We start from the raw sequence: 21370 nt of genomic DNA, 5'->3' as shown, positions 1-21370 counted from the left end.
GCAATACATAGTACAATGCATAACAAAACATCAATCAAAATACACGAACAAATGAAAGCAATCAATCAAAATGTTTTCCTGTTTTTGTTTTCTCTTTTTAGTCTGGTAGTTTTTGCCCAACCTAAAAACGAAGCAATATTAGGAACTGTAAAAGGAACAGTAATCGATAGTAATTTAAAACAACCTATCCCCTACGCTACTATTGTAGTAAACGATAGTTCAAAAAAAATAATCAGTGGAGGTATTACAACTGAAGGAGGAACCTTCGTTATAGCAGATATCCCAAAAGGTACATACACACTACAAGTACAATTTATTGGCTACACTACCTATACTCAGGAGATACAAATTACAAAACAAAACAGTCACCTCAACCTTGGAACGATTCTGTTAAAAGAGCAGGTAGAATCTCTGGATGATGTTACTATTGTAGCAGAACGAACTACTATTGAGCAAAAAATAGATAGAAAAGTAATCAATGTAGGGAAAGATCTAACCACGACAGGAGGAAGTGCTGCAGAAATAATGAATAACATTCCATCTGTCAATGTAGATCAGGATGGTAATATCGCTCTTAGAGGAAATGAAAATGTACGAATTCTTATTGATGGGAAGCCAACCAATATAAGTGCTTCTCAATTATTAAAACAGATTCCATCATCTTCTATCAAAAAAATAGAGCTAATCACTAACCCATCGGCAAAATACAATCCCGAGGGAATGAGTGGAATTATCAATATCGTTCTACACAAAAACAGTAATATTGGTTTTAACGGGAATATTAATATGGGATTAAAAGTTCGAAAAAATGCCCGTTTTAACAGTAACATTGATTTGAATTATCGATCTGGTAAAATCAACGTATATGGTAGTTATGGAGCAAATGCATCCAAGAGTAAGAATTACGGGTTTGTTTACAAGGAAAATGACAACACACGACAAGATTTTTTAATTAATGATAACAACAAGTCTCACTTGCTTAAAGTAGGAGTTGATTATTACATCAATGATAAAAACACCTTATCCGTATATACAAATCAAAATATATATGATGGAAAAACGAATGTAGATACAGAAATTAACTTCTTGTCTGCTCCAGAAAACAATATTGCTCAAATCCTACGAAATAATGGAGATAATACAAGTGCTAGTTATAACCTGGATTTCAAACACGATTTTGAAAAAGAAGGACATAATATCGAATTAGAAATAGATTATAATGATTATGAAGGAGAATCGAATGACGCCTTTAGTTTTAACAATAGAGGGGGGTATGTAGATACTATTGATAATGACCGACAAAATACTACAATCAATCTGGATTATGTCAACCCTTTATCTGAAACAACAAAACTAGAGTTAGGATACGAAGCGAGAATAAGAAGAACGGATAACCAATACGCTTCTACTTTTTTTCCAAGCTCCAAATATGAGTATGACAGAAATATTCATTTCTTATATGCTACGTATGGCAGCACATTCGAGAAATGGGCGTATCAGATTGGGGCTCGTGTAGAGAGCTATGAGGTAGAAGCAACTCTCAATGAGAATAAAGTATTCGAAGATGATTATATTACGGTATACCCTTCTGCTTTTATTTCCTATACTCCGGGAGAAAAAAACAGTTATCAAATCAGCTATAGCAGACGTGTGGACAGACCAGGGTTAAATCAAGTAAACCCAATTCGAGAATGGAGCACTCCAAGAATTACTTCTTTAGGAAACCCTTCATTAGATCCTCAATTCACGAATTCCATTGAAGCAAATTACACAAGAAGACTCAATAAAGGTTCCATCACAGGAGGAGTATTCTACAGATTAGTAAATGATGAAATTAGTCAAACATTAATAAAAAACCCTGAAGTAGAAGATGGACAAATTCTAACATTTGCTAATTTTGACAATAACAGCGCCTATGGTATAGAATTATCCTCAAACTATAGACCTGCAAAATGGTGGAACTTTAATGCCAGCTTCGATTTGTATAGCCAAACCCAAAAAGGAATCGTTGATGGAAAACAAAAAGAAGTAGATGCAGCCATATATAGTATCAGAATGAATAATAATTTCAAGGTATCAAAAGATTTAACATTTCAATTATTTGGTTTTTATCGCGGAGATCAGGAGGGAATACAATTTAAAACAAAACCTTTTTACTTTGTAAATGCAGGAGCCAGATATAATATTATGAAAGGAAAAGGAACTCTTAGTTTCAATTACAACGATGTATTTAACACCATGAGATTCAGATTTGAAGGAGAAGACCCTTATCGACAAAACGGAGCTTTTAAAGCTGAAACACAAACAATCTTTGTCGGAATGTCGTATCGATTTGGAGGTGGTAAAAACAGAAAAGTATCTAGAAAACGTAGAGATGACAATGAAAAATCAGGAGGAGGATTATTATAATTTTTCAAAAAAGTGATGTACTTTTGTAACACTTCGCATTTTCATCCGTCTTTATCCAAAGTTCCTTACATTTTGTTAGACAAAGTATATTCTTTGGATAGATATTAATCTGAATTAAAGACAAGAAGGTATATTTATACAATTGTATAAAATTCCTCTCTTAGTTCTAAGTCAAAAAATAGTTTTTCAATAATATTATATAGTCTTTATCTGTAAAAATATTAGTTATTGTTTCTGAATTAGCCTTTAGAGAAAATATACTTTTCAAAAGATAAAGACATACGAGAAGCCCCTATTTGGGGCTTCTTTTTTTTAGTCTATAATTCTATTATATCATTCAGAATACCTCGCTGTTTACCTACATCAATTTTTTTTCAAAAAAATTCAATTAAATTCTGCTTTTTTTGCAACATCTGATCCTGGGCATCGTATATATAAATGAATTGTTTGTTGTATAAATTCTGAATTAGCCTTTAGAATTATTCTTATGGATAAAAATATGCGAAGCCTTTAAAAAAGGGCTTCGCCGGACCGAAAGAAGATACTTTCCCTTTACCTAAAACACTCGCTATCAACCACCCTTTTGAGAACCTATTTTTTTTTAACAAAAAAAATAAAATTACTTGTAATGTTTTGCGTTTTTATACGTCTACTATACAACTTCAGGTTACGATTTATTTGAATTAACCGTTTATTAATAATGAATAATCTGGAACCTATATATAAAAATCGCGATGCTTAATTGCATCGCGATTTATCATTTCTATTCTAGTCTTGTTTTTTTATTCTACCATTTTATAATAGCACTTCCCCATGTAAATCCACTACCAAATGCCGCCAGTACCACTGTGTCTCCTTCTTTTATCTTTCCTTCTTCCCAGGCTTCTGTCAGAGCAATCGGGATAGAAGCAGCAGTTGTATTACCATATTTCTGAATATTATTGTAGACCTGATCATCCGACAACTGAAACTTTTTCTGCACAAATTGAGAAATCCTCAAGTTAGCTTGATGAGGAATTAACATATCAATATCAGAACTAGATAAGTTATTTGCTTGCAACCCTTCATTAATCACCTCTGAAAAACGAACTACTGCATTTTTAAACACAAATTGTCCATTCATATAAGGATAATATGGGATTTCCTCTTGCGGGTTTTCTTCTATCAATTCAGGTACCCATCTTTCTGTACTGGGACCGATCAGCGATAACTCTTTGGCATGTGCTCCTTCACTATGCAAGTGTGTCGATAACACTCCTCTCCCTGCATCTTCACTTCTTGTTAGAACAGCCGCACCTGCTCCATCTCCAAAAATAACCGAAACAGACCGACCTCTAGTGGTCATATCCAGTCCACCACTATGATTTTCACTACCAATAATAAGGATGTTTTTATACATTCCGGTCTTTATAAATTGATCCCCAACAGAAATAGCATAAACAAAACCACTACACTGATTACGAATATCCAATGCTGGAATTGTTTTCATCCCCATCATCTCCTGAACCTGCACTCCTCCCCCTGGAAAATACATATCAGGACTTAAGGTTGCAAAAATAATCATATCAATATCCCCTGGTGTTAGTTTCGCCCGTTCCAAAGCAATCTTCGCAGCTTTAACCCCCATCTTAGCCGTACTATTACCATCCCCTTTTTTAATATGACGTCTTTCTTTTATCCCTGTGCGCTCCTGAATCCACTCGTCATTCGTATCCATTAATTGAGATAAATCATCATTGGTTACAATATTTTCCGGAACATAGCTTCCTAATCCTGATATTCTTGAAGTATACATATATTTTCTTAAGTATTATTTTTCTAAAAACTACTGGCAATTCTTACATCATTTGCAAAAAATGACATCACAATATAGATATTCTTACTAGTTTGATAAAAAAAAGAGAATGTATTTTATATGCACGCATAGCAACTGAAAGATTTACAAATCATTAGCTATTTTCTCTTCTGTTTTTTAAAAACCACTCCCTATACCTCCTCTTAAAAAAATGTAAAACTGTCGCAATTACAAAAATCAGATGTCAGTTTGGCAGCAAATCAGTAATGGTATTTTTTTTGTCGTAAAAGAGTTTCAAATAGAAATTGACAATAATATAAAACCGTATAAAATGGCAACAGGGAATATTAATGTATCTGTAGAGAATATTTTTCCTTTAATTAAAAAGTTCTTGTATTCTGATCATGAGATCTTCTTAAGAGAATTAATCTCAAATGCAACTGATGCAACATTAAAACTTAAACACCTAACCAATATTGGTGAAGCTAAAATAGAATATGGAAATCCTATAATCGAAATAAAAATTGACAAGGATAAAAAACAGCTTCATATCATAGATCAGGGGCTTGGAATGACCGCTGAAGAGGTTGAAAAATATATCAATCAGGTTGCTTTTTCGGGAGCTGAAGAATTCTTGGAAAAATATAAAGATAGTGCGAAAGATTCCGGGATAATAGGTCATTTTGGTCTTGGTTTTTATTCTGCTTTTATGGTTGCAGATAAAGTAGAGATTATCACCAAGTCATATAAAGATGAACCCGCAGCTCATTGGACGTGTGATGGTTCTCCCTCTTACACATTGGAATCACATTCCAAATCAGAAAGAGGAACAGAGATTATACTACATATCAATGAAGAAGAAACTGAATTTTTAGAAGATTCTAAAATCAGTGAATTACTGGTTAAGTACAATAAGTTTATGCCTGTTCCTATCAAATTTGGAACAAAAACAGAAACATTGCCTAAACCAGAAGGGGCAAAAGAAGAAGATCCAGCTCCGACGCAAGAAGTTGACAACATCATCAACAATCCAAATCCAGCCTGGACCAAACAGCCTAGTGAATTAAAAGAAGAAGATTATAAAGGTTTTTACAGAGAATTGTATCCAATGCAATTCGAAGAACCTCTTTTTAACATTCACTTAAATGTTGATTACCCTTTTAATCTTACAGGTATCTTGTATTTCCCTAAACTGGGACAGGATATGAATATGCAGAAGGATCGTATTCAATTATACCAAAACCAAGTATTTGTAACGGATAATGTAGAAGGAATTGTTCCTGAATTCCTTACAATGCTAAGAGGAGTTATTGATTCTCCTGATATCCCATTAAATGTTTCTCGTTCTTACCTTCAGGCAGATGGAGCTGTAAAGAAAATATCCAGCTATATCACCCGTAAGGTGGCCGACAAACTAAATTCTTTATTCAAAAACGACAGAGAAGATTTCCAGCAAAAATGGAATGATATAAAAGTAGTGATAGAATATGGAATGTTGTCTGAAGATAAGTTTTTTGAAAAAGCAGACAAGTTTGCATTATATCCAACTGTAGACGACACCTATTTTACATTTGAAGAACTACGAGAAAAGATAAAAGACAACCAGACAGATAAAGATGACAAATTAGTAATCCTTTATGCCTCTAATAAAGACGAGCAACACGCTTATATAAACACCGCTAAGGAAAAAGGATACGAAGTTCTTTTATTAGACTCTCCAATTGTATCACACCTGATACAAAAACTGGAAACCAGCAAAGAGAATGTCACTTTTGTACGTGTAGATGCTGATCATATTAACAATCTGATCAAGAAAGATGAGGAAACTATTTCTAAACTCACAGATGAAGAAAAAGAAACACTAAAAGGAGATTTAGAAAAAGTTATTCCATCTGATAAATACACCGTACAATTAGAGGCAATGGACAGCAATGCTTCTCCTTTTATGATTACTCAGCCGGAATTTATGAGGCGTATGAAAGAAATGCAGCAAACCGGTGGTGGTGGAATGAACATGTTTGGTAATATGCCAGAAATGTACAACCTGGTTGTCAATACAAACCATGATCTAGTCGGAGAAATCTTTAATACCAAAACAGATAAAAAGAAAGAACGTTTAATCAAGCAGTCGCTAGACCTTGCTAAACTTTCTCAGAATTTATTAAAAGGAGAAGAATTAACAGAGTTTATAAAAAGAAGCTTTGATATGATCAAATAATCTTTATTTGTACTAACTTTTTTAAACCACCTTAATAAACAAGGTGGTTTTTTTATGCTTTTTTTTTGAAAACTCACTGTAAGATTTATCTAACTTTACCTACCTATTACACAAACAAAATTATAACACATGAAATATTTATGGATTTTTATTACACTACTAATATTAAGTAGTTGTAATCAAAATAAAAAAGAACAATCATTACCAGACACAACAAATAAAACAACTGTCGATCAAAAAGAGATTGAATCGGATAAAGGTATTGGTGATGGTGCTTTGTCGCTAGGAGAACAACTTATAAACGATGTAGAAAAAGCACATCATAAAAATACTTTTTTAACTCATAAAGCAGTTAGTTTTGATATTGCAGTTCGATTCGGAGGAAAAGTACGAATGGATGCTACTATAACTATGGCTACGAACTCCTCTAAAATTAAAATCCAAAATAAAAACGGAAGTACACATTTATATACTAATGACAGTATCTATATACATCCCGAAAATACTCCTAAGCAAGGAGTACGTTTTGGTATGTTTACATGGACCTATTTTTTTGCCTTCCCATATAAATTAAGCGACTCGGGAACCCAATGGGAATTTCAGCAAGACCGTCAGCTGAATGATACAATTTATCAAACATCAAAACTGACCTTTAAAAAGGGAACAGGAGACGCTCCCGATGACTGGTATATCACCTTTATACATCCTGAAAACAAAAAGATACAAGCAGCTTCTTATATAGTCACTTATGGTAATAATGGAGATATTTCCAAAGCAGAAGCAGATCCCCACCTGATAAAATACGAACAGTATAAAGAAATAAATGGGGTTCCATTTGCTACTCAGTGGGGTTTCTATGGCTGGTCTGAAAAAGAAGGATTGAAAGAAAAACTGGGAGATGCTTCCATATCAAATATCCGGTTTATAGAAGATGATAACTCCTTATTCACTCCTCATCCTGATGCCATCCCTTTACAATAAACAGCCTCGGGGTATTACACCCTGACGATGCCAATAAATTTAAAGCCACTCCACAAGAGTGGCTTTATTATTTTATAAACTGGAATATTGCTAAATACAGCTCCCTTTTATATTCGTTCTTTATGAAACACCTCATACACTAAAGTAGAAATAGTTTTTATCAAAAAACGCCTTCTTTACTATCAAAAGAAGGCGTGTAAACCAATAAAAAACCAACGTATGAAAGGAAACATGGGTTTGCAGCTACCTCTTTGCAAACCCATGAACATAATGCATTCTCCTCCTTATATTCTTTGTTTACCCCTACAAGGTCATGAACATATCCCTTGTATAATCCATTGAATTAAGGTTGTAATGATTCTTAAACAACAATCCTACAGAAATTATCAAAAACATTAATTGTATTAAAGCAATATTTTCAACTCCCGTCTCCAATAAAAAAATCATAAAAAAAGCATGCAATAAAACTGCGAATATTAGAACATTTCTAGTAAAAAAACCTAGAATCAAAAACAAACCAAAACCGAATTGTATAAATGGTATTAAAGAAACAAATGCTTCGACAAAACCAAGTCCGAATACATTTGACACCCTGAAACTTTTTTCCATTAGCTCCAAAAAGGCTGTATATTTAATAACATTATAAATTCCATGAAAAACTAACAGTACACCAAACAAAACTCTTATTATAGTATACAAGTAAACTCTGATTTTCAAAAAGTAACGTTCTAAAATTTCGCGGTGCAAATGTCTATACTTATTTCTGGTATTTTCTTGTATAATTACGCATATAACTTGTACAAAAAAAGGGAATACCATAATTCTCTAAAATCCTAATTTTATTTTCAAAAAACAGCTAAAAAATCCCCTATTTCTTTTTGAATAATTTTGTACATTTGAAAGTTAAGCAACTGATAATGAACCGATACACATTACACGAAACCTTTGTAGTCCAACAATATTCCAGTGACGAATGGGAAGGAGAACCACATAAACATAATTACTTTGAAATTATATTTATAGAAAGTGGCAGTGGACACCACATCATTAATGGAACAAAAATTAACTACAAAAAAAACAACATTTTCCTTCTTGCCCCGGAAGACACTCATCATTTTGAAGTAGATCGACATTCTCGTTTTACTTATTTCAAATTCACAGAACTACTCTTCTCCTGCAAAATAAACTTACCCGACAGAAAATACTGGCTAAAACGAATCGAACAGTTACTGCATCAACCCAATATCATTCCAGGAGATGTGATTTCTCATGAAGAAGACAGAAGAGTCATCTGGGATATTCACAATCTGGTAATTAAAGAATTCAAAGAAGAAAAGATCTATTATCAGGAAATCATATCCAACGCAATCAGTACTATCCTTAGTATCATCGTTCGTAATATCTCTGAAAAATATAACTCCAATCAAAGAGATATTAATGTAGGTGATAACAAAATTGATCAAATTTTGAGTCATATACGCCAAAACGTGTACGATAACGATCTTACAAAAATTAATTATCTGGCGGATCTTTTTAATATGTCTCAAAGCTCTATCAGTACATATTTCAAAAGAAAAACAGGAGAATCAATTCATCAGTATGTAACCAAATACAAGATGAAACTAGTAGAACACAGACTCCAACACACTGATTTCACGATTGCTGAAATAGCATATCAGCTAGGATATACCGATGAAAGTCATTTGACCAAAACCTTCAAAAAACACTTCTCTATGTCTCCTAAGCAATACCGAAAAGAAATTATAGAACTCGAGTAATACTACTGAAAAATCTCGTTTAATATTTTTGCCAGCCGAATCCCTCCTTTTTGTAATTGCATCCTAACAATAGGAAAATAATCATACATATATCGGTAACTTAGTTTTTCCCCTACAGATGCAGAAGCATATACTTTTTTAGCCAAAGCTCTCGATTCATGTACCCAATCTAAAATTGTCCCTGCTTCTATCTCCTCTAATTCCCTTTTAGATAGACGATCTGCTGTAATAGAAAGTTCTGTATAACTCATTCCATAATAATCCAACATATCACTATCCCATACTCTATGTAAATTAGTCCCGGTAGTAAACCAACGTACCTGAATATCATTTCCTCCTTTATCTTCAGCTCTCCCTACATGTAATGGCTGATGCAAATCTCCTACAAAGTGCACCAACATTTTTAAGTAGAATTGCTTCTCTTTCCTAGGAACATCCGCATCTTTTAATTTACTGGAACATATCTCAATTGCCTGTATCAGATCTCCAAATTCACTGGGGGTTTCTTCTCCGTAATTTTTATCAAACGGAAAATTCACATAATGCCATGGACCATACTTTCTATATTCCTGATCACTTTTTATATCATCTGCATAATTCGAGACATATGCCAAAGATTGCCCTTCTAATAATGCCTTTATCTTTCGCTTTGTTTTTCTTTTTAGATACGCCTCTGCAATTTCCCCTGTAGCTCGATGCCCTGTTTTCCCCCAGTCATTTGCTACTCCTTGAAACACAAAAAATAATACAAATAGCATAGTAGCTGTAAAAGATGATCGCTTCATAAATATAAGTTTGAGCAAATATAGAAAAAGCACTGTTAGAGCCTTGTTAAATTTTTATCATTTCCTCTCCCTGATCAACAAGAAAAACCAACGCTTACACAATAAAAAAACATTAAAACTATTTTATAGAGTAATCATCTTATTTTTTATATTGCTAGATAAGAGAATGTATAGTCACCAAACAATAAATTTTTACCCCACCAATGATTAAAACCGTTTTATTTTATATAAAAATCGTATCTGTAGCATCGCTATTTATTTCACCCTTATGCACTCACGCACAAGAAAACGAAAAAGAATTTAACTCTGCATATGTAAAAATCGATGATTTTATAGAAGGAACACTTGTCGCTCCATATGCTGATAAAGAAGTTCCTCTTGTTATCTTTATCATGGATGCAGGTTCCATTAACCGGGATGGAAATGACAGAATGTCTAAAAACAATACGTTTAAAAATTTGTCATATGAATTAGCAAAAAAGGGAATTGCAACCTTTCGATATGACAAAAGGCTCTTTAGAATGACACATTTAGGGATTAAGGAAAACGAAGTCTCGTTTGATGATTATATATCAGATGCTAAATCTGTTGTTACTTTTTTCTCTCAGAACGACAAATACACTAAAATTATCATTCTGGGGCATGGACAAGGTTCCCTGGTTGGTATGATCGCCGCACAAGAAAATACGGATGCCTTTATTTCTGTCGGAGGAAATGGGCAATCTATTGATCAAATCATAATCGAACAAATAGGGAAACAAGCTCCCGGATTAAGCAAAAATGTGATTCAGGCTTTTGATGAACTAAAAAAAACAGGAAGAGCCACTTCCTATGACCCCGCTTTAGAATCAATTTTTAAATTAGACTTACAACCTTTTATAAAGTCATGGATGAAATATACTCCTACAGAAGAAATCTCCAAACTCACCATTCCTATCCTGATAATACAGGGAGATAGAGATATTCATGTAGAACCCTCTGAATCATATAAATTAAGAGATGCTGTTCCTAATGCTAAATATGTTATTTTTGAAAAAATGAATCACATTTTAAAAGAGATCAATGGTAATCGGTTAGAAAATCAAAAATCATTTGATGAAGAATGGAGGGAAATCATGCCGACCGTTATCGATACAATCTCTGATTTTGTGAATCAATAACCTCTTTTTAGTACTAATAAAAAATCAAACAATAATGCCAGATCGCATTGTATTCTCTGATATAGATGGAACACTCCTAAACAAAGAAAGAGAATTATCAGAAGCTACTATTACCGAAATAAAAAGAATAAAAGATAACATTCCTGTTGTATTAATATCTTCTAGAATGCCTAGTGCTATGACACACTTACAGGAAGAATTAGGCATTACTAATCAACCTCTTATATGTTATAACGGAGGACTTGTTATTATCAATAATCAAATCGTTCATTCTACTACCATTCCTGTTACTGCGCTGGAGAAAATAAACCATTTCAACAAGACATTGAATAACAATGTACACCTCAGTCTCTACAACAATGATTCCTGGTACGTTCCTGCTATGGATTTCTGGGCGAATCGAGAAGCTAATAATACTAAAGTAACTCCTGTTGTAAAATCTACTCAAGAAGTTATTACCGAATGGACACAATCCAATCTGGGGGCTCATAAAATAATGTGCATGGGAGAAGAGTCATATATTGATAAAATGTATGATTTTCTTCAAAATAACTTCGGAGATTCACTACATTTATATAGATCAAAACCAACGTATATTGAGATTGCTCATAAAACAATTTCTAAACTAACGGCGATTAAACTATTACTAAATTCTCATTTTAATATCCCGTTATCTGACGCTATTGCTTTTGGAGACAATTACAATGATATAGAAATGATAGAAGCGGTTGGAACCGGTGTAGCAGTCGCAAATGCTAAAAAAGAAACCTTAGCTATTGCCGACGAAGTTACATTATCCGGGAAAGAAGATGGTGTGGCAGTATTTATTAAAAAAAACATCCTATAAACTGTGTTAAAACAAATCAAACTCATTAGAAATACTATTTACCTATGTACCCTGAGCATCTGCCTTTATAACTGTAAAACCTCTATAGAACCCGTAAAAATAGATACAACTCCTATTGCTGTATCTCTTGATTTGGTAAATGTTATTAATGACAAAGTAAAGGTAGAAGTAAAAACAGCGAATATTACTTCTGACACCATTAGTTATTTTCTCCCTAAAATAGTACCGGGAACCTATCAAAACAACAATTATGGCAAGTTTATAGATAACTTCGAAGCATTTGACGCCAATGGAAACCCTCTTCTTGTTCAAAAGTTTGGAGACAATAGATGGAAAATAAACAATGCTCAACAACTAAAAAAAATCACTTATTGGGTTAATGACACATTTGATACTGAAGACACACATGATATCTTTTCCCCCACCGGATCTAATATCAAAAGAGATAAAAACTTCGTATTAAACCTCTATGCTTTTGTAGGATACTTCAGAGGGATGAAAGAAAAAAAATACAATTTATTCATTAAACACCCCCTTGCATTAGAAGCATCTACGTCTCTCTCCAAGGTAATACTTGATGAATCAAATCAGAACCTGAGATATGAGGTCGATCTATTCTCATTCAAGAGGTATGCTGAGGTGGCAGATTCTCCTATTATGTATTCAATACCTAACAAAGTTATCTTCTCTGTCAATGGCATTGAGGTTTTGTTAAGTGTATACTCCCCCAGTGGGACCTATAGAGCTGCACAACTAATGCCGGAAATGGAACGAATGATTCGAGCCCAAAAAAACTTTTTAGGGACTATTAATTCTACAAAAAAATATAGTGTATTACTATACTTGGCTTCATCAAAACAACAAGACGCTGAAGGATTTGGCGCTTTGGAACACAACACTTCCACCGTAGTAGTTCTCCCTGAATCAATCCCCCTTAAGACCTTAAACGAATCTCTTAAAAATATTGTATCTCATGAGTTTTTTCATATCATTACACCACTAAGTATTCACTCTGAAGAAATTCATAATTTTAATTACAACAACCCCAAAATGTCCCGTCATCTATGGCTATATGAAGGAACTACTGAATACTTTTCTGTATTATTCCAGATCAATCAGGGATTAATTTCTAAAGAGGAATTTTTTGAGCAAATTCTGGAAAAAACAAATACTGCAAAATTATATGACGATCATATTCCTTTTACAAAGATGAGTCAAAACATTCTTAAAGAACCTTATCATAGTAATTACCGAAATGTATATGAAAAAGGGGCACTTATTTCCATGTGTATTGATCTTATCATACGAGAGAAAACCGAAGGAGCCCTAGGACTTATTGATCTTGTCCAGGAACTATCGCAAGAGTTTGGTAATGACACTCCTTTTGAGGATGACAAACTGTTCGAAATTATCAAGAAATTAGAATATCCTGAAGTTAGTAGCTTTCTCGAAAAATATGTTGAAACCAATACACCAATTCCATACGACTACTTCCTGAATAAAGCAGGAATTACATACGGAACTACCAAAACAGCTGCTTCTTATTTTATATATGAACAGGAGCCCTACATCAAAGGAGAAGAAACGACTAATGAAGTCGTCTTTACACAAGATTGCTCTCATAATAATTTCCTGAGAAAAATAGGCATTAAAGGAGGAGATGTACTCTTAGCTATTAATGATAAGAAATATAGCTTAAAAAACATATATGATCTCTTTAGTGATTCTAAAAAATGGAAAAACGGACAGGATATTACTTTTGTTATTAAAAGGAATAATGAAATAATCACCTTAGAATCTATTGTCACACCGCCTTCTATCGAAAAAGCTACAATAAAAGCAATCTCTAACCCAACTGAAAAACAAATTAAGGTTTTAAAAGGATGGATCAATGAGTAACTAATTAGTAATCTGAAGGAAACAACTCAAAAGATTATATAAAGGAAATAAATTTTAATTATGGAAACTGTTCCCTTATTTACCAATGATACTATTGTTTTTGGTATCCTGATGCTTTGTTTAGGTATCGTTTTTTACACCTCTTCATTACAAAACAAGTTTTGGAAATCTTTTTATACCTATGTCCCTTCCCTATTGCTCTGTTACTTACTCCCAGCTATTTTTCACTCTTTGGGAATAATTGCTCCCGAATGGAAAGCATTCAATGCAGAAGGAGTATTAACGCCTCAACAATCTAATGTTTATTATATAGCCAGCAGGTATTTATTACCCGCTTCATTGGTATTAATGACACTGAGTATTGACCTAAAAGGTATTTTTAGTTTAGGTCCCAAAGCCCTAATCATGTTTATTACAGGAACCATTGGCATCATTATCGGAGGACCTATTGCTGTTTTATTTATCTCCTGGATTTCTCCTGAAATTGTCGGAGGTATTGGTCCAGATGCTGTATGGAGAGGCTTATCAACCATTGCAGGAAGCTGGATTGGAGGAGGTGCAAATCAAGCCGCTATGCTAGAGATTTATCAATTTAACCCTGATCGATATGGAGCCATGGTGCTTGTCGACATTGTCGTAGCCAATGTATGGATGGCTTTACTGCTTATAGGAATAGGCAAAAACAAAGCAATAAACAACTGGCTAAAAGCCGATACAAGCGCTATTGAATCCCTAAAACAAAGAGTAGCTACCTATACGGAAAATATATCTCGAAAAGCATCTCTGACAGACTTAATGATCATTCTATCGATTGCTTTTACTGCGGTAGGAGTATCGCACTGGGGAGCAAATAACATTTCTCAATTTTTATCCGATAATTTTGAAGTGTTTAATGATAAAAGCTCATCCTTATCATCATTTACCTCTACTTTTTTCTGGATGGTTACGCTGGCAACACTCATTGGTATTTTATTATCATTTACAAAAGCAAAAAACTATGAAGGAGCTGGTGCCAGTAAAATAGGAAGCGTATGTATTCATATATTGGTCGCTACCATCGGAATGAAAATGGACTTAGGGAGTATTTTTAAAGACCCCGGATTAATCGCTGTAGGGTTTATATGGATGACAATTCATGCAATTTTATTAATTGGGGTTGCCAAACTTATAAAAGCTCCTTATTTCTTTCTTGCTGTAGGAAGTCAGGCAAATGTTGGAGCTGCCGCATCCGCACCGGTTGTCGCTGCCGCATTTCACCCCTCATTAGCTGTAGTAGGAGTTCTTTTAGCTGTTTTTGGATATGCCATAGGAACTTATGGAGCCTTGCTTTGTACAATCTTAATGCAAATTGCTTCTGGAGGGTGATAATTAATTCAAATTATGCATCTTTGTACTTTTACATTTTTAAATTAAAGAATTACTAATGAAACAACTTTATTCCTTACTTCTGCTTATTTTTATTATTGGCTGTAATTCCCCAAAAAAGGGAAATGTAACGATCACAGGTAATATTAAAGGCCTAAAAAAGGGAACTATTTATCTTCAGAAAATACAGGACACCGTACTTATTAATGTAGATTCTGTTATCGTAGCCAGTGGAGACAATGCGATGTTTACGATGATTACAAGTGTCGATGAACCTGAAATTCACTATTTATATCTGGATAAAAATGATGGTATCATCCATAATGACAGAGTCGATTTTTTTGTTGAACCAGGAGAGATCAATATCACTACGAATGTTCGCAATTTTGAAGAGGATATTAAAATAATCGGAGGTAAAAATGAAACCAAGTTTCAGGAATTCAAGAAAATCAACAAACGATTTAATGATAGAAACCTGAGGCTGATCAAAGATAATTTTGAAGCGAGCAAACAAAATGATGACGAAAAGTTGATCAAGAATGATAAAATGTATAAAAACCTCATCAAGCAACGATATTTATACACGATTAACTTTGCATTAAATAATAAAGACAAAGAAGTTGCTCCTTATATCATTCTTAGCGAAGTATTCGATGCAAATATTAAATACCTTGACACTGTAGCCAATTCTTTGACTCCTTCTGTAAAGAAATCATTATACGGGAAGCAGCTCGTCGAATTTATCCAGAAAAGGAAAAAAGAAGATCCATCCAAGAAATAATTCTAAAAGTGAGCTTTCTCACTTTTAGCTAAACAAAAAAACGCTCAGATATTCTCTGAGCGTTTTTTTAAGCATAATTTTTACACAAAAAAATTCCTTAATCAACAAGGAATTTTCAAGAGCCGATAGAGGGACTCGAACCCACGACCTGCTGATTACAAATCAGCTGCTCTAGCCAGCTGAGCTATATCGGCAAAAGCGGTTGCAAATATAATTTTTGTTCTTATATCTGCAAATACTTTTCTTAAAAAATTACAGGGAATTTAATTTTTCTATCAAACTCACTGCCGCAGTTTCTAATTCTCCTTTAACAGCTTTAAAATGCGCTGAAGGATTTTCTATTTTTCTAGCATTTACTTTAGGAATCAAAGAATCAAATACGTCTATAGCCTCATCAATAATAGCTTCCCCTGCTTCCGTATTTTTTCCAGGATTATTTCTTTCCCATTCTTCGACATGATAGATAATTTCTCCTAATGCATCATTAATATTCTTCTTAAGCTCTCTTTTATTTGCCATAATTATATTTTTGAGCAAAATTACTATTTTATTATATATAAGTCTGTAATAACTTTACTCCTTTTGTTAAAACTTCTATTTCTTTTACTGTAGCAGGAACCAATAGAGTCTCTCCGGATCTTACTGTAAGCGATATATCCAGCCCTTTAATCATTGCTTCTCCTTCTACGCACATATATACCACAAAAGAATCCAGTTGTTCATGAGATAATTTCTGTTTCTCTTCTATAGCAACAACATTGGTTATAAAATGAGGACAGGAAACTAAATCAGTTATTCCTTTCTGGTTTTTATCGTACGATACTTTATATTCTTTATTTGTCGAATAATCAATCGCTTCTAAGGCTTCTTCCTGATGAAGTTCCCTATAATTACCATTGGCATCTGCCCGGTCCCAGTCATAAATTCGATATGTAATATCAGAGGTCTGTTGAATCTCTGCTAATAACACTCCTTTTCCTATGGCATGAATCAAACCTGCGTATACAAAAAAAGTGTCCCCAGGAGTTACTATTTCATAATTGAGTATTTCCTTTATAGACTTATTATCTACATGTTTCTTATACAATGCCTGGTCTACATCCTGATTAAACCCTACAATTACATTCGATTGCTCATCTGCCTGCATCACATACCACATTTCTGTCTTTCCTAAAGAATTGTGTTTCTTCAGTGCTATACTATCATCTGGATGTAATTGCACAGAAAGAGCTTCCTTGGCATCTATGAACTTAATCAGCAGCGGAAACTTAGTCTTAAATCGCTTGAAGTTCTTTTCTCCAACTAACTGTTCTTTATATTGTTCTTGTAATTCCCGTAGATTTTTCCCTTTGAAAGGACCTTCTGCTACTATAGAATAATTCCCTTCTACATCGCTAATCTCCCAACTTTCTCCTAATGAACTACTTTTCGAGTCTTTGTGCAATAAGTTTCCTAGCTTCTCTCCTCCCCAAATTTTTTCTTTGAGTATCGGAGTAAACTTCAATATATCCAGTTGGTCTTTTTGTTCCATTTTTTTAATTTACATATATTAGTTACGTGCAATTTGAAATAAATTCAGGTAAAAGTTATTTTTTTTCGACTAAAGTCTTTTAAAAAACGATCAGTAATTACTTCCCGTCATAAATCACAAAGTTTCTGGGAGTTTCATAAAGCGTTATTTCGAGATCACATGAAGCATTTATCTTTCCTCTTAATCGATTCCAGATCACAACTGCTATATTCTCTACTGTGGGGTTTAATTCTTTAAACTCTTCCACTTCTTTATTTAAATTTTTATGATCAAAAGGAGTCTCTATCTCTGTTTTGATATAGTCTTTTAATGTTTTTAGGTCAATCACAAATCCGGTTTCCGGATCTATTTCCCCTGTCACTGCTACTATAAGTTCATAATTATGCCCATGATAATTAGGGTTGTTACATTTCCCAAATACTTCATTATTTTTAGCATCACTCCAATCTTTTCTATAAAGTCGATGTGCTGCATTAAAATGGGCTTTTCTACAAACTTTTACTCTCATGTTTATCTTGCTTTGTTTCCTCTTTTTATACTATAAGGTAATATGTTCATAAAACTTATCAAAAATAATTTTGAACCAAGCTGTATATAAATCTGGAGATTCCTGCAGATCTTTTTTCACCTCTTCAAGGGGCATCCATTTCCAGGCTGCCACTTCTTCCGGGTTAATTACCGGATCTTTATCGTATTGACCTATCAAAACATGATCGTATTCATGTTCTGTCAATCCATTATCAAAGTTTGCTTTATAGATAAAGGAGATAGTATCTTTTAATGAAGTAGTAAATCCCATTTCTTCTTCCAATCGTCTAACACCAGCTTCTATATTACTCTCTCCTTCTCTCTGGTGACTACAACAAGTATTGGTCCATAAGCCTGGAGAATGATATTTATGTAGTGCTCTTTGCTGGAGCATTAACTCTTTATTATCATTCAAGATAAAAACAGAAAATGCCCTGTGGAGTACCGCTTTTTCATGTGCTTCCATTTTTGGCATTAATCCTATTTGCTTGTTATTTGTATCTACTAAAATTACCTTTTCTTCTTCCATCCTAATTAGTTCTATTAAAGTCCTCCTGCGCTTTCTCTACTCATAAACAGCAAAAGTGAGAAGTTCCTTTACAAAATGCAAAAAACACCTTAATAATTAAGGTGTTTTTTAAAAAAATAATATTCTTTTTTTATTTCACTAGAATAAATTCACTTCTTCTATTCAATTGATGCTCTTCCTTACTACATGGAGTTCCATTAGTACATGAATTAATCAAGGCTGTTTCTCCATATCCTCTACCAGTTATTCTAGAAGGATCTATCCCTCCTTTTTTGATAATATAAGCGATGGTGCTCTTGGCTCGTCTATCACTTAAGTATAGGTTGTATGCATCAGTCCCTCTACTATCTGTATGAGATCTGACATCGATTTTTAATTGAGGATATTCTTTTAATGCAGCTATAATTTTTTGTAATTCTACCTCTGCATCTCTTCTTATTTTTGATTTATCAAGATCAAAATAAATTGGAGATAACGCTAATAATTTTGCTAAATCATCTCCTTCCACAGCTTCTTTTTCACTTAAGCCTCCTTTTTCAATTGTTATAGGGAGATCATGGGTAAATTCTAACACCTTATCTGTAGTAAGCCTTTTCTCTGATGGTTTATATGTATCTTTTAATGCTCTTACAATGTACAGAGTTTCACATTCGATATCAAATCGGTATTCTCCAAAAGTATTTGATACTGTTCGTTGTATTTCTTGATTATTCTCGTCTAACAATACTACTTCTGCATCTGGTATTACAGCCCCATCTGCTGCATCCAGAATAGTTCCTTTGACATATTGTTTACAGCTGGTTATCAATTCTTCTATTTGTTTAAAACTATAGATATCATCATTTCCTTGTCCCCCATCTCTGTTACTGGCAAAATATCCAATCTTCGTCCCTTCATCCAATACAAAAGAGAAGTCATCTTCCGGTCCGTTAACAGGGCGTCCTACATTATAAGGAACAGAGAAACCATTCCCTTCTGGAACTGCTATAAAAACATCCAGTCCTCCCAATCCGACATGACCATCACTAGCAAAATACAATCTTCCCGAGTCACTGATATAAGGAAATGTTTCACGACCTTCTGTATTAATAAGATCTCCTAAACTCTCTGGAGTACCATAACTCCCATCTTCATGTACTGCTACTTTATAAAGATCCGATAACCCTTTACTTCCTGGCATATCACTGGCAAAATACAGAACTGTACCATCAGCACTTAAAGCAGGGTGAGCTACTGAATACTCATCACCATTAAAGGGTAGCTCTTCTATATTAGTCCACTTATCTCCTTCTAATGTTGCTTTATAAAGTTTTAACAATGTAGTTCCTGCTGCATTTGTTTTTAACTTTCTTTTCGTATAATTATTTCTGGTAAAATACATTGTCTTACCATCTTTACTAAAAGTAGTTGAAGATTCGTGAAATTTAGTATTGATGCGTCCTTTCAATTTTGTAGGTTTTGTCAATTCATTTTCTTCTCCTATTTCAGAAGAAAATAAATCAAGAAAACGCATTTCATTCCACTCGTGCAATGTTTTAACCATAGGATTACCAAATCGAGAAGAGGCAAATACCAAAGTCCCCTGATTTGTAAAACTGGGGGCATAGTCAGAATCTTTAGAGTTAATTCCCAGTTTGATCAAATCAAATTTACCGGATTGCAACTCTATAAAATTCAGATAATCTTTGGAGCTCATATAATGTGAAGCTCTTGTATCGGCATTAGTCAATGCGTTAAATTTTTCCATTATACGGTCAGATTCATCATATCGTTGCACACTTTTTAAACTCTGTGCATAACGAAACAAATACTCTGTACCTACTTCCTGCTCATATTCTGACAATAAGCGTTCATACCACTTTGAAGCATCTTCCAGCTCTCCATTAAAATAATAGGAATCTCCTAACTTCTTATATAAATCAGAAGAAGAATATCCACTTTCTGCAACATCTAAATAAATTTTTCTTGCGTCTATAAAAGCATATCTTTTAAATTTTAAATCTGCTTTTTCTAATTGTCGTTCCTGTGCCATAAAAAACTTAGGAACTAATACTAATATTACTAAAACCAAATACTTATTTAAATTCATCATCTTCCACTTTTTTTTTAAAAGAAACGAGGGGTTAACATTCTGTTGTATTTCTTAAAGAGTTCAAATCGAAGCAATACTTCATAACTACCATCATTAAACACTGCCTTACCTAGTTCAGTAGTCTCTCGATCATAAGCAAAACCAACCATCAAACCATCTGAGACCTGAAAGCCAACCATACCACTCAATGCTGCATCCCAACGGTAACCAACTCCAAAACTCAATCGCTCATACAATAAAAAACTTGCGGATAAATCTACCTGTAAAGGAGCTCCCAAGACCAATTTTGTCAGCAAAGCTGGTTTAAATTTAACATCACTACTGAGATCAAACGTATGACCTGTAATTAAATAATAATTAATACGCTCCTTAGCTACAAAGGCTGAAGAATCATTACCCCCAACCGTAGCACTCTCATCAAAATGCTCCGTCTCCAATAAGTTTGGAGCACTCAATCCTAAATAAAAACGAGGGGTATGATAATACAAACCAATCCCAACATTAGGACTAAATTTATTGTCTATATTATTTTCGAAACTCGGATCATTAACATCAAATTTGCTCAATCGCTGAAAATCTACATTCAGTAAATGACCTCCTGCTTTTAATCCAAAACTTAACTTCCCAACATCTGAAGTAGGTATTGTATATGAAAAATCAATATCAAAATAA

The 21370-nt window shown here is 33.7% G+C and carries 18 protein-coding genes and 1 tRNA gene; 9 read left to right on the top strand and 10 right to left on the bottom strand.

Annotated features, from left to right (window positions below; genetic code table 11):
• Window positions 1–51 precede the first annotated feature (51 nt).
• On the top strand, window positions 52–2409 hold the full coding sequence (locus ACFSTE_RS10115) for a TonB-dependent receptor domain-containing protein (protein ID WP_176029174.1): 2358 nt from the start codon (window positions 52–54) through the stop codon (window positions 2407–2409).
• Between the two features lie 787 nt (window positions 2410–3196).
• On the opposite strand, the gene ACFSTE_RS10110 is transcribed toward ACFSTE_RS10115, so the two are convergent.
• Complete coding sequence (locus ACFSTE_RS10110; protein ID WP_176029173.1) at window positions 3197–4204, bottom strand: 3-oxoacyl-ACP synthase III family protein; 1008 nt, start codon at window positions 4202–4204, stop codon at window positions 3197–3199.
• A gap of 331 nt (window positions 4205–4535) precedes the next feature.
• Here ACFSTE_RS10110 and htpG point away from each other — a divergent pair, with 331 nt between their 5' ends.
• A complete protein-coding gene (htpG, locus tag ACFSTE_RS10105) occupies window positions 4536–6422 on the top strand; it encodes a molecular chaperone HtpG (RefSeq protein WP_378258936.1) in 1887 nt (628 codons plus the stop codon).
• Window positions 6423–6551: 129 nt separating this feature from the next.
• A complete protein-coding gene (locus tag ACFSTE_RS10100; RefSeq protein WP_378256506.1) occupies window positions 6552–7403 on the top strand; it encodes a DUF6503 family protein in 852 nt (283 codons plus the stop codon).
• Window positions 7404–7706: 303 nt separating this feature from the next.
• Here ACFSTE_RS10100 and ACFSTE_RS10095 read toward each other — a convergent pair whose 3' ends face one another.
• Complete coding sequence (locus ACFSTE_RS10095; RefSeq protein WP_368660057.1) at window positions 7707–8222, bottom strand: DoxX family protein; 516 nt, start codon at window positions 8220–8222, stop codon at window positions 7707–7709.
• A 98-nt stretch (window positions 8223–8320) separates the two neighbouring features.
• On the opposite strand from ACFSTE_RS10095, the gene ACFSTE_RS10090 reads away from it, so the two are divergent.
• Window positions 8321–9181 carry an AraC family transcriptional regulator gene (locus ACFSTE_RS10090; protein WP_176029170.1) on the top strand — a complete coding sequence of 287 codons (861 nt, stop codon included), beginning with the start codon at window positions 8321–8323 and terminating at the stop codon, window positions 9179–9181.
• Between the two features lie 2 nt (window positions 9182–9183).
• Here ACFSTE_RS10090 and ACFSTE_RS10085 read toward each other — a convergent pair whose 3' ends face one another.
• Window positions 9184–9966, bottom strand: coding sequence for a S1/P1 nuclease (locus ACFSTE_RS10085; RefSeq protein ID WP_176029169.1), 783 nt, complete (start codon window positions 9964–9966; stop codon window positions 9184–9186).
• 203 nt (window positions 9967–10169) lie between these two features.
• On the opposite strand from ACFSTE_RS10085, the gene ACFSTE_RS10080 reads away from it, so the two are divergent.
• Genes ACFSTE_RS10080 through ACFSTE_RS10060 form a run of 5 tightly spaced genes read left to right on the top strand, consistent with a single transcriptional unit; the run spans window position 10170 to window position 16018 of the window.
• A complete protein-coding gene (locus ACFSTE_RS10080; RefSeq protein ID WP_378256509.1) occupies window positions 10170–11126 on the top strand; it encodes an alpha/beta hydrolase in 957 nt (318 codons plus the stop codon).
• A 34-nt stretch (window positions 11127–11160) separates the two neighbouring features.
• Window positions 11161–11973: a Cof-type HAD-IIB family hydrolase gene (locus ACFSTE_RS10075; RefSeq protein ID WP_378256511.1), complete on the top strand. Its 813-nt coding sequence runs from the start codon at window positions 11161–11163 to the stop codon at window positions 11971–11973.
• 3 nt (window positions 11974–11976) lie between these two features.
• Window positions 11977–13872: a M61 family metallopeptidase gene (locus ACFSTE_RS10070; protein WP_176029166.1), complete on the top strand. Its 1896-nt coding sequence runs from the start codon at window positions 11977–11979 to the stop codon at window positions 13870–13872.
• A gap of 60 nt (window positions 13873–13932) precedes the next feature.
• Entirely contained in the window at window positions 13933–15237 is a 1305-nt protein-coding gene (locus ACFSTE_RS10065; RefSeq protein WP_176029165.1) for a DUF819 family protein, read from the top strand.
• 58 nt (window positions 15238–15295) lie between these two features.
• Window positions 15296–16018 carry a DUF4369 domain-containing protein gene (locus ACFSTE_RS10060; RefSeq protein ID WP_176029164.1) on the top strand — a complete coding sequence of 241 codons (723 nt, stop codon included), beginning with the start codon at window positions 15296–15298 and terminating at the stop codon, window positions 16016–16018.
• A gap of 120 nt (window positions 16019–16138) precedes the next feature.
• On the opposite strand, the gene ACFSTE_RS10055 is transcribed toward ACFSTE_RS10060, so the two are convergent.
• The 7 genes from ACFSTE_RS10055 to ACFSTE_RS10025 all read right to left on the bottom strand — a co-directional run.
• Window positions 16139–16212 (bottom strand) — tRNA-Thr (locus ACFSTE_RS10055).
• A gap of 58 nt (window positions 16213–16270) precedes the next feature.
• Window positions 16271–16537, bottom strand: a complete 267-nt coding sequence (locus tag ACFSTE_RS10050) for a hypothetical protein (protein ID WP_176029163.1) — start codon at window positions 16535–16537, stop codon at window positions 16271–16273.
• A gap of 31 nt (window positions 16538–16568) precedes the next feature.
• On the bottom strand, window positions 16569–17549 hold the full coding sequence (locus ACFSTE_RS10045; protein ID WP_254883995.1) for a type I phosphomannose isomerase catalytic subunit: 981 nt from the start codon (window positions 17547–17549) through the stop codon (window positions 16569–16571).
• A gap of 97 nt (window positions 17550–17646) precedes the next feature.
• Window positions 17647–18057, bottom strand: a complete 411-nt coding sequence (locus ACFSTE_RS10040; protein WP_378256514.1) for a 6-pyruvoyl trahydropterin synthase family protein — start codon at window positions 18055–18057, stop codon at window positions 17647–17649.
• Between the two features lie 30 nt (window positions 18058–18087).
• A complete protein-coding gene (idi, locus tag ACFSTE_RS10035; protein ID WP_176029161.1) occupies window positions 18088–18606 on the bottom strand; it encodes an isopentenyl-diphosphate Delta-isomerase in 519 nt (172 codons plus the stop codon).
• Between the two features lie 130 nt (window positions 18607–18736).
• Complete coding sequence (locus ACFSTE_RS10030; protein WP_254883994.1) at window positions 18737–20698, bottom strand: OmpA family protein; 1962 nt, start codon at window positions 20696–20698, stop codon at window positions 18737–18739.
• A gap of 14 nt (window positions 20699–20712) precedes the next feature.
• Window positions 20713–21370 (bottom strand): PorP/SprF family type IX secretion system membrane protein (locus ACFSTE_RS10025; protein ID WP_378298125.1); only part of this gene is annotated, 658 nt, incomplete at its 5' end.

It is taken from the genome of Aquimarina hainanensis, from assembly GCF_042684685.1.
Lineage (GTDB): Bacteria > Bacteroidota > Bacteroidia > Flavobacteriales > Flavobacteriaceae > Aquimarina > Aquimarina hainanensis.
This window is presented reverse-complemented; position numbering and strand designations above follow the sequence as displayed.

Bases quoted from the DNA above. Each gene is read 5' to 3' on its own strand.
- ACFSTE_RS10115 (WP_176029174.1), top strand. From the start codon at position 52: ATGAAAGCAATCAATCAAAATGTTTTCCTGTTTTTGTTTTCTCTTTTT.
- ACFSTE_RS10110 (WP_176029173.1), bottom strand. From the start codon at position 4,204: ATGTATACTTCAAGAATATCAGGATTAGGAAGCTATGTTCCGGAAAAT.
- htpG (WP_378258936.1), top strand. From the start codon at position 4,536: ATGGCAACAGGGAATATTAATGTATCTGTAGAGAATATTTTTCCTTTA.
- ACFSTE_RS10100 (WP_378256506.1), top strand. From the start codon at position 6,552: ATGAAATATTTATGGATTTTTATTACACTACTAATATTAAGTAGTTGT.
- ACFSTE_RS10095 (WP_368660057.1), bottom strand. From the start codon at position 8,222: ATGGTATTCCCTTTTTTTGTACAAGTTATATGCGTAATTATACAAGAA.
- ACFSTE_RS10090 (WP_176029170.1), top strand. From the start codon at position 8,321: ATGAACCGATACACATTACACGAAACCTTTGTAGTCCAACAATATTCC.
- ACFSTE_RS10085 (WP_176029169.1), bottom strand. From the start codon at position 9,966: ATGAAGCGATCATCTTTTACAGCTACTATGCTATTTGTATTATTTTTT.
- ACFSTE_RS10080 (WP_378256509.1), top strand. From the start codon at position 10,170: ATGATTAAAACCGTTTTATTTTATATAAAAATCGTATCTGTAGCATCG.
- ACFSTE_RS10075 (WP_378256511.1), top strand. From the start codon at position 11,161: ATGCCAGATCGCATTGTATTCTCTGATATAGATGGAACACTCCTAAAC.
- ACFSTE_RS10065 (WP_176029165.1), top strand. From the start codon at position 13,933: ATGGAAACTGTTCCCTTATTTACCAATGATACTATTGTTTTTGGTATC.
- ACFSTE_RS10060 (WP_176029164.1), top strand. From the start codon at position 15,296: ATGAAACAACTTTATTCCTTACTTCTGCTTATTTTTATTATTGGCTGT.
- ACFSTE_RS10050 (WP_176029163.1), bottom strand. From the start codon at position 16,537: ATGGCAAATAAAAGAGAGCTTAAGAAGAATATTAATGATGCATTAGGA.
- ACFSTE_RS10045 (WP_254883995.1), bottom strand. From the start codon at position 17,549: ATGGAACAAAAAGACCAACTGGATATATTGAAGTTTACTCCGATACTC.
- ACFSTE_RS10040 (WP_378256514.1), bottom strand. From the start codon at position 18,057: ATGAGAGTAAAAGTTTGTAGAAAAGCCCATTTTAATGCAGCACATCGA.
- idi (WP_176029161.1), bottom strand. From the start codon at position 18,606: ATGGAAGAAGAAAAGGTAATTTTAGTAGATACAAATAACAAGCAAATA.
- ACFSTE_RS10030 (WP_254883994.1), bottom strand. From the start codon at position 20,698: ATGATGAATTTAAATAAGTATTTGGTTTTAGTAATATTAGTATTAGTT.